Annotated in this window: 3 protein-coding genes; 2 read left to right on the top strand and 1 reads right to left on the bottom strand. The window is 72.4% G+C overall.

Features of this window, described 5'->3' with window-relative positions; genetic code table 11:
• Positions 1 to 1,484 precede the first annotated feature (1,484 nt).
• Both WME96_RS37130 and WME96_RS37125 read left to right on the top strand, forming a co-directional pair.
• A complete protein-coding gene (locus tag WME96_RS37130; RefSeq protein ID WP_437286309.1) occupies positions 1,485 to 1,754 on the top strand; it encodes a hypothetical protein in 270 nt (89 codons plus the stop codon).
• 528 nt (positions 1,755 to 2,282) lie between these two features.
• The gene (locus tag WME96_RS37125; protein ID WP_437286308.1) at positions 2,283 to 3,404 is read left to right on the top strand and encodes a DUF4419 domain-containing protein; all 1,122 of its coding nucleotides are present in this window, start codon (positions 2,283 to 2,285) and stop codon (positions 3,402 to 3,404) included.
• A gap of 30 nt (positions 3,405 to 3,434) precedes the next feature.
• Here the strand turns inward: WME96_RS37125 and WME96_RS37120 are convergent, their stop codons facing one another.
• Positions 3,435 to 5,804, bottom strand: a complete 2,370-nt coding sequence (locus tag WME96_RS37120) for an AAA family ATPase (protein ID WP_437286307.1) — start codon at positions 5,802 to 5,804, stop codon at positions 3,435 to 3,437.
• Between the last annotated feature and the right edge of the window lie 201 nt (positions 5,805 to 6,005).

The following is a 6,005-nucleotide window of genomic DNA, read 5'->3' as shown; positions in this document are numbered from 1 at the left end:
CGGTCTTGGGGGAGGTCTGAGCGGAGGAGCCATCCTTGGGGGCGGCCTCCTTCGGAGGGGCCTTGGGTGACGTCTCGGCGGGCTTGGGGGAGGTCTGAGCTGAGGAGCCGTCCTTGGCGGCGGCGGCCTCTTTCGGAGGGGCCTTGGGTGACGTCTCTCCGGGCTTGGGGGAGGTCTGAGCCGAGGAGCCGTCCTTGGCGGCCTCCTTGGGAGGGGCCTTGGGTGACGTCTCTCCGGCCTTGGGTGAGGTCTGAGGCGAGGAGCCGTCCTTGGGGGCGGCTTCCTTCGGAGGGGCCTTGGGTGACGCCTCTCCGGGCTTGGGTGAGGTCTGAGCCGAGGAGCCGTCCTTGAGGGCGGCTTCCTTCGGAGGGGCCTTGGGTGACGCCTCTCCGGGCTTGGGTGAGGTCTGAGGCGAGGAGCCGTCCTTGGGGGCGGCTTCCTTCGGAGGGGCCTTGGGTGACGCCTCTCCGGGCTTGGGTGAGGTCTGAGGCGAGGAGCCGTCCTTGGGGGCGGCCTCCTTCGGAGGGGCCTTGGGCGATGTCTCGCCGGACTTGGGTGAGGTCTGAGCTGAAGAGCCGTCCTTGGCGGCAGCCTCCTTCGGAGGAGCCTTGGGTGATGTCTCTCCGGGCTTGGGGGAGGTCTGAGCCGAGGAGCCGTCCTTGGGGGCGGCCTCCTTCGGAGGGGCCTTGGGTGATGTCTCGCCGGACTTGGGTGAGGTCTGAGCTGAGGAGCCGTCCTTGGGGGCGGCCTCCTTGGGAGGTGCCTTGGGTGATGTCTCGGCAGGCTTGGGTGAGGTCTGAGCCGAGGAGCCGTCCTTGGGGGCGGCCTCCTTGGGAGGGGCCTTGGGTGACGTCTCTCCGGCCTTGGGGAGCGTGCTTCCCTGCGAGGTCGCGCTGGTGTTCCCCTGGGAACCATTGCCCGGGAGCTGTGATGATGGGGTTGCGGTCGGCGTGGAGCCCCGGGGAACGCCGCTATTGTTGGAGGGAGCGGACTGAGGCCTGGCCGGGGTCTGGGTGGCCTGAGGCTGGGTGGTAGCATTGCCGAGGGGCTGAGGCGCCGGGTTGGGCCGTGGCGTGGAGCCCTGGGGAATGCCGCTGTTGTTGGAGGGAGCGGATCGAGGCCTGACCGGGGTCTGGGTGGCCTGAGGCTGGGTGGCCGTATTGCCGAGGGTCTGAGGCGCCGGGTCGGGCCGTGGCGTGGGTCCCTGGGGAAGGCCGCCGCCGGAAGGCGCGGACCGAGGCCTGGGCGGGGTCTGCTGGGTCCCAGCGCTGACAGGGGGCGTTCTGGAGCCGGGGAGCCCGGGGGACTGCGACCCGCCGTTGCCCGCTGCCACGTTCTGGTTCGGGGGGACGTTGACCGGAGAGGCCGGCGGCCTGGGCGCCACGGTGGGCGAGCTCGGCGCGGTGGTGGGCGCCTGGCCGACATTGGGGCTGCTGTTGCCGGTCGTCGCGCTGCCGAGTTGACTTCCCGAAGGCGCCGTCGTCGTGGTCGTCGGGCCGGGCGAGCTCGGTCGGCTCACGCTCTTCCGCGTCACGGGATCCCAATCGGAGAAGGCGCTCGGCTTCGGGGTCGGGCTCGGGGCCGCGGCCTGGTTCATGGCGCCGGGCGCGGTCGTGCTGCCGGACGGGCTGCTGGTGCCGGGCGAGGGATGCGCGAAATTGCCCGCGCTCTTTGACTGGGCGCGCAGGTCCGCACGAATCGATCTGGATGGCGACGACGAACGGCTCCGCGACGACCTCATGAACCATGATTGACGCGAAACTCGTGCGTTGCCAAGCGCCTCGCCCGCGCGCCTCGCGGCCGCAACTCCGGTCCCGTGGCGTCCTGCTCCGCCCGCTGCGCACCGCTTCGGAGCCGCCTCTGGACCGGCGATCCCCGCACCTCGGATCCGCGACGGCTCGCCCCATTGCGGCGCTCGCCCGTCGAGACGCCGCCGCGAATCCGAGCATGCGTTCAGCGCGACGCGCGACAGGCGCCGCGATCGCGGCCAACCCACCGCGCAGGTAGCCTATCCCTCGAATGCACGTGCCGGTGCGCCAGTCGTGCTGTAATATTCTCGTGATAATGAATTTTCTTGCCTTTCTCTCACGCGCTGATCGCACGGTCGTGCGTCGGCGCCCTCGGCGGGAATCGACGGCTGCCGGCGCGAATCGAAGGCTGAGCCGGCTCGCTGTGCACCGCCGCCGAGGCGAGTTGTCTCGCGCACCGCTCTTGTGTACGAGGTTGGAGCGGGCAGCGCTGGCCCATCGAGCCGTCGCGCGGGGCCAGGAGAGCGAGGATCCATGAGCGTCACGACCATCGCCGTTACCGACTCCGAGCCTGCGACGGCGCCGCTGCCCGCGTTCGACGAGGAAGCGACGGTGCAGAGCCTGCTCGTCTCCTCCGTCGAGGCGGCCTACCGCCATCGCCTGCCCCTCGTCGGGCGCACGGATGTGCACCCGCTCGTCCAGGGGGCCACCATGGCCTTCACCCAGCGGTATCCCCTCGTCCTCTCGCCCGACGTGCTCTGGTTCTGCCTGGCCCGGGGGTTCACGCTTCACGTCGCCGCGAGCGAGGAGCAGCGGCGCCAGATCCTCCTCGACGACAGCGACTTCGAGCTGACGATCGATCGGCCCGACTTCACGCTGGGCGAGGTGAACCCGTGGCCGGTCGCATTCTCGGATTTCTCCGCCCAGGTCGCCGCGCGGGTCGGCAAGCTGCGGGAGCTCGTGACAGCCGGCTTCTCGACCACGGGACCTGTCGAGCGCGTCGCGTCGGAGCTCACGGTGATGACGCCGTTCGTGCCGCACTTCGAGTGGCAGCCGCCCTTCCTGGCGGACATGAGCTTTCCGAACCCCGGAATCCCGCGCATCTACCTGCTCGGCACGCCGGACGACTGGCGCTGGGTGCGCCACCGCGCGGCGGCGTTCGGCCCGTTCGGAGCGGAGCGCTGGACTCACGCTCTCCTGCCGGTGCTCGACCAGATCGTGGTTTCAGCCGAGGGCCGCCCCGATCCAGCGTTCTGGCGCGCCTTCTTCCGGTACGAGAACGCCGCGGACGAGCTCACCGGGTGGATCCACGTGCTCTTTCCGTACCTGCGCGCCTGGCCTGCCGACCATTTCATTCCGAATGCGTACCTCGACGGCTGGCTCGACCGCTGGAAGGCCGCGGAGGCCCGGCGCAACCCGCTCTCCGCGCTGGCCGAGCCGGAGGGGCCCGGGCTCGCCCGGCTCCCGCCCGGGCTGACCAGCGCGCCCTTGCGGTTCACCGACGCGCAGCGCCGGGACCACGCCATGGAGTTCATCAGCGGTCTCATCGGCGTCACGCAGGACCAGCACTCGCTCGCGCTCATCCCGGAGTTCGTGTGGGCCGTCGTGCACGGGGAGCCCGGATCGGCGGCCGAGCAGCCCGCCGAGGCGCGCTGAGCGGAGCGCCCCTCCGACGGCGCGGCCGAGCTACCCGAACCGCACCTCGATCCCCGCGCCCCCGCCCGCCACCACGACCTCTCGATCCCTGCACCCGGGATCCTCCGCCATCCGCGCCGCGATCGGCGTGATCACCCGCTCCTCGATCACCCGCTTCAGCGGCCGCGCCCCCCGCCTCGGATCGAACCCCGCCTCGGCCAGCCACGCCCGCGCCTCGGGCAGCACCCGGAGCCGCAGGTTGCGCCGCACGAGCCCGGTGCGCGCCTCCGCCTTCGCGAGCTCGAGATCCACGATCCTGAGCACGCTGTCCCGCCCGAGGCTCCGGAACTGCACCACGTGGTCGATGCGGTTCACGAACTCCGGCCGGAAGTGCTCGCGCACGCCCGCCGGCGCCGCGCGTCGGGCGTTGTGCGCGCCCTCCGCGTCCAGCGCGCCCGCCGCGCCGGCCTCGCCGTCGCGCCCGCCGCCGAACCCGACCGGCGGCCGATCGGCGACGCCGAGGTTCGAGGTCATCACGATCAGCACCATCCGGAAGTCGACGTGGCGCCCGTCCTCGTCCGTCAGCCGGCCCTCGCCGAGGATCCCGAGCAGCAGGTCGAACACCTCGCGGTGGGCCTTCTCGATCTCGTCGAGCAGCACCAGCGACAGCGGCTCCTGCCGCACGCGCTGCGCGAGCGTCGTCGCGCCGGGCCCCGCCTCGAGCAGCCGCGCCGACGAGCCGGGGAGCCGGTACTCGCTCATGTCGAGCCGGATCATCCGCCCCTCGTCGCCGAACATGAACCGCGTGAGCTCCTTCGCGAGCTCCGTCTTGCCCACGCCGGTCGGGCCGGCGAACAGCAGCGTGCCGCACGGGCGCTCCGGATCGTTCATCCCGGCCTTGAAGCGCGCGAGCACGCGCGCCGCGGTGTCGCACGCCTCGTCCTGCCCGATCACGCGCCGCTTCAGCCCGCGCGCGATCGTCCCGGCGCTCGCCGGGACCTCGTCGGCGATCAGCTCGATCGGCAGCCCCGAGTGGCGCGCGTAGGCCTCGGAGACGTCCCGCGGATACAGCTCGCGCGCCGCCGCCGCCCCCGCCGCCGGCCGCGCCTCCGCGCCGGCCCGATTGGCGGCCTCCTGCGCGAGCCAGTCGAAGAAGCGGAACGCCTTGCCCGGGAAGAGCACGTCGCGCCGGAACATCGCGAGGTGCTGCACCAGCCGCTTCTTGCCGGCCGGGTGCAGCCGGACGCGCGCGTCCTTCCGCGCCTCGTACTCCGCGAGCAGCGCCGGGACGGCGGCCGCGTCGGGCTCGCGCAGCCGCACGATCTGGAAGCACGCCACCAGCGAGGGCGCGCGCCGCTGGCACGCCTCGAGCTCCGCCTCGGTGCACTCCGCGATGAGGCTCACCTCGCCGCTGCGCAGCGCGGGCAGGAGCACGTCGCCGATCGACGCGCCGTCCGGCTGCGGCCGCAAGAGCGGCAGCAGCGCGCCGACGTGGAGCAGATCCCCCTCGTGCGACAGCTCGCTCACCAGCTTCAAGCACCTCGCCTGCCACATGCCGAGGTACGTCATCCCGGCGAGGAGCCGGTCGGCCGAGGTGCTGAACAGGCCCGGCGACCGCGCGCGCGCCTTGTCCCTCCGCCACGCCGCGAACCGCCGCGCGAGCCGGTGGACCCAGGTCGTCTTGCCCACGCCCGGGCCGCCCACCAGCAGGATCGACGGCAGCGGCGCGCCCGGCGCGAGCTCCGCCACGTCGAACAGCGGCAGCGCCTGCTCCAGCTCCTCCGACTCGCCCACCGCGAGCGGCAGCCGCTGACGCGCGGCCTTCTCGACCAGGTCCTCGGCGACGGCGCCGAGCGTGGGGCGCTCGTCGCCCGCGCGCCGGGCGGAGCGCTCGGCGCGCGCCGCGAGGCGCGGTGACCACGGGCGCACGTGCTCGTCTCCCTCCCGCCGGAAATCGAACAGCGATCGCGGGGACTCGCCCATCAGCGCGCTCGTGACGAGCTGGCGCAGCACCTCGGGCGCGATCGAGAGATCCTCCAGGATCACCGACCAGCCGAAGCGGGGGAGCATCACGCGATAACCCCCCTCCGCGAGCTTGCTCGCGAGGTACGTGAGCCGCAGCGGGATCCGGCCCTGACCGACCACGGCTGTCCGCTTGACCGTGGTCTGCGGGTGAACGTCCACCGCCAGCGTGCGCACCTCGAACGACTCGTCCCAGAGATAACGGTCGAGATCGTCCTCGCCCGTCGCCAGGCGCGCGTGGAGCTCGAGCTCGATCTTGCGCAGCACGTCCTCCTCGGAGGCGCCATAGGCCGACGGCGCCGGCCGGTCGAAGAGGAATGCCCACGTGCGGAGGAGGATGCCGGTGACGCGGCCGTCGTGGTGGGCGATGAGATAGACGCGGAGCGATTTCTTGGTCATACGGCGGCGGTGGCCGGCCGCAGCCGGAGCGCGTCAGCCTACCACACCCCGGCCCCGCGCCCGCGCGCCGGGGAAACGTCGCTCCGACTCCGCCTCAACGGCCCCGCGCCGTGGATAGCAAGAGCATTAACAAAGCCTCTCCCCGCTCACCCCGGCGCGTCGTTGAACCGCCCGCGACGGCCAGCGCAACTCCATGCGCCG

The organism is Sorangium sp. So ce406 (assembly GCF_051474675.1).
Lineage (GTDB): Bacteria > Myxococcota_A > Polyangia > Polyangiales > Polyangiaceae > Sorangium > Sorangium cellulosum_G.
Note: the sequence above shows the minus strand (reverse complement) of the source record. Positions and strands in the feature narration are given on the sequence as shown.